Genomic DNA, 2,700 nt, shown 5'->3' with positions numbered 1-2,700 from the left:
CATGGAGCGGTACATCGAAAACTACAACAAGGACGCCAAACCGTTCACCTGGACCAAGTCCGCGGAGTATCTATTGGGCAAGATGAAACGCAAACAAACCATTAACACGGAACACTAGCGGCTGGCTGCCGGGACCAGCACCCACAGGACCTCCACGGCGTCGTCCGTGGGGTTGACCCAGGTGTGCGGCTCCCGGCCGGGGAACGTCACCGTGTCCCCGGCGGTGAGCTCGAACTGCTCGTTGGTGAGGATCAGCCGGATGCTGCCCTTGACCACATGCAGCACGTCGACGTCGCAGTCCACGGCATACAGTTCGGATTCACCCCTGCCGCGCGGCTCGATCACGGCCTGGATGATCTGGATCCGGCGTTCCGAACGGGCCGTCAGGAGACGCTCCACGATCCCTTCCCCGCCGAGCGAGATCCGGGGACCTTCGTCCTTCTTGGTGAGGTGCGTCTCGGAAGCGGCGAAGAGATCGCCGATCGAGATGGAGAGCACCTGGCACAGCGTCACGAGGGATGCGACCGACGGCGAGGTGAGGTCCCGCTCAACCCGGCTGAGGAAGCCCTTGGTCAGGCCGGTGGCATCGGCCACCTGCTCGATCGTGAGCCGCTGCGACTGCCGGGCGGCACGGATCCGGGAACCGATGGCAACCGGAACGTTGCTCGGTTCAACTGGTAAAGCCTTCATCTAGGAACCTTTCACGGCCGGCCGCTCGGCCCCATCATTGCAGCAATAGTATCGGGACCGGGCCCTCCGACGCCGGATACGACGCCGGAAGGGGCTGCGGATACGACGGCGGATACGACGGCGGATGCCAGGGTTCCGGCGGCGGCACGGGAGGCGTCTTGACTGTTACCGGGGTCACACCGTACCCTTTTGGCAACAACTGTTGCCTATTAGGCAATCAGCGGGAAGATGGGGAAAGATCGCGGGAGGCTCCGGGGCCGGGGCCGCACGGAATACTCCCCCACAAACCACCAAGCAGCAGCGGGATCGCCGGGCGCACGTTTGCCCGCGGCCGGTTCACCCCTCCTGCCAGACAGCTCCAAGGAGCCTTTCATGGACGCAAGTTTCGTCAACATCGCCATCGTGGTGGTGTACCTGGTCGCCATGCTGGCGTTCGGGTGGTGGGGCAAGTCCCGCACCAAAAACAACAGCGACTTCCTGGTCGCGGGCCGCCGGCTCGGCCCGTTCCTCTACACCGGCACCATGGCCGCCGTCGTACTGGGCGGCGCCTCGACCGTCGGCGGCGTGGGCCTGGGCTACAAGTTCGGGGTCTCCGGCATGTGGCTCGTGGTCGCGATCGGCGCGGGCGTGCTGCTGCTCAGCCTGCTCTTCGCCGGCACCATCCAGAAGCTGAAGATCTACACCGTCTCCCAGATGCTGACCCTGCGCTACGGCAGCCGTGCCACGCAGACCTCGGGCATCGTGATGCTCGCCTACACGCTGATGCTGTGCGCCACGTCCACCGGCGCCTACGCCACCATCTTCGTGGTCCTCTTCGGCTGGGACCGGGCCCTCGCGATCGCGATCGGCGGCGCGATCGTGCTCGTGTACTCGACCATCGGCGGCATGTGGTCCATCACCCTGGCCGACCAGGTCCAGTTCGTCATCAAGACCGTCGGCATCTTCCTGCTGATGCTGCCGCTCACGCTCAACGCGGCCGGCGGGCTCGACGGGATCCGCAGCCGCGTGGAGGCCAGCTTCTTCCAGCTCGACGGCATCGGAATCCAGACCATCATCACCTACTTCGTGGTGTACACCCTGGGCCTGCTGATCGGCCAGGACATCTGGCAGCGCGTGTTCACCGCCAAGACCCCCACCGTCGCCCGCTGGGGCGGCGCCACCGCCGGCATCTACTGCATCCTCTACGGTGCCGCCGGCGCGCTGATCGGCCTCGGCGCCCGCGTCGCCCTGCCCAACATCGACGTCAAGGCCCTCGGCAAGGACGTCGTCTACGCCGAGGTCGCCACCCACCTCCTGCCCATCGGCATCGGCGGCCTCGTGCTCGCCGCAGCCGTCGCGGCCATGATGTCCACCGCCTCCGGGGCCCTGATCGCCGCCGCCACCGTGGCCCGCGCCGACGTCCTGCCGTTCGTCGCCAGCTGGTTCGGCAAGGACATCAACACGGAGGACACCGACAACCCGGAGCATGACGTCAAGGCCAACCGCCGGTGGGTCCTGGGCCTCGGGATCGTGGCGATCATCATCGCCATCATCACCAAGGACGTCGTCGCGGCCCTCACCATCGCCTACGACATCCTGGTGGGCGGGCTCCTGGTCGCCATCCTCGGCGGCCTCCTCTGGAAGCGCGGCACCGGGGCGGCCGCCGCGGCCTCCATGGCCGTGGGTTCGGTCATTACCCTGGGCACCATGATCGTCCTGGAGATCAACGCCGAGGTGCCGCTGGACGGAATCTACGCCACCGAGCCGATCTACTACGGCCTCCTTACCTCCGCCGTCGTCTACATCGCGGTGTCGCTGCTGACCAGGCCCACGGACCCCGCGGTCATGCGGAAGTGGCGCCAGCGGGTGGCCGGCGGGGCCGCAGAGGACGAGCAGGCTCCGGTCCTGGCACACTAGGACTGCGCTGAACAATTTGGGTGGTTTAAGGCGCGCCTGCTGGACTTCGCGCAGTGGTCCTTAAGACTGGGTGTATGCAAGGAATTGAGGCGGCCCAGCGCGGATATTTGGATG

Annotated in this window: 2 protein-coding genes; one reads left to right on the top strand and one right to left on the bottom strand. The window is 66.4% G+C overall.

Features of this window, described 5'->3' with window-relative positions; all coding sequences use genetic code 11:
• Window positions 1-114: 114 nt before the first annotated feature.
• Complete coding sequence (locus J9611_RS21180; protein ID WP_211883182.1) at window positions 115-690, bottom strand: helix-turn-helix domain-containing protein; 576 nt, start codon at window positions 688-690, stop codon at window positions 115-117.
• A gap of 372 nt (window positions 691-1,062) precedes the next feature.
• Between J9611_RS21180 and J9611_RS21175 the strand changes: the two genes are divergently transcribed.
• On the top strand, window positions 1,063-2,586 hold the full coding sequence (locus J9611_RS21175; protein WP_211883180.1) for a sodium:solute symporter family protein: 1,524 nt from the start codon (window positions 1,063-1,065) through the stop codon (window positions 2,584-2,586).
• Window positions 2,587-2,700: the final 114 nt, after the last annotated feature.

Source organism: Pseudarthrobacter albicanus (assembly GCF_018224015.1).
In the GTDB taxonomy this organism is placed as follows: domain Bacteria; phylum Actinomycetota; class Actinomycetes; order Actinomycetales; family Micrococcaceae; genus Arthrobacter; species Arthrobacter albicanus.
The sequence above is the reverse complement of the archived record's forward strand: the minus strand, read 5'-3'. Positions and strand labels throughout refer to the sequence as shown.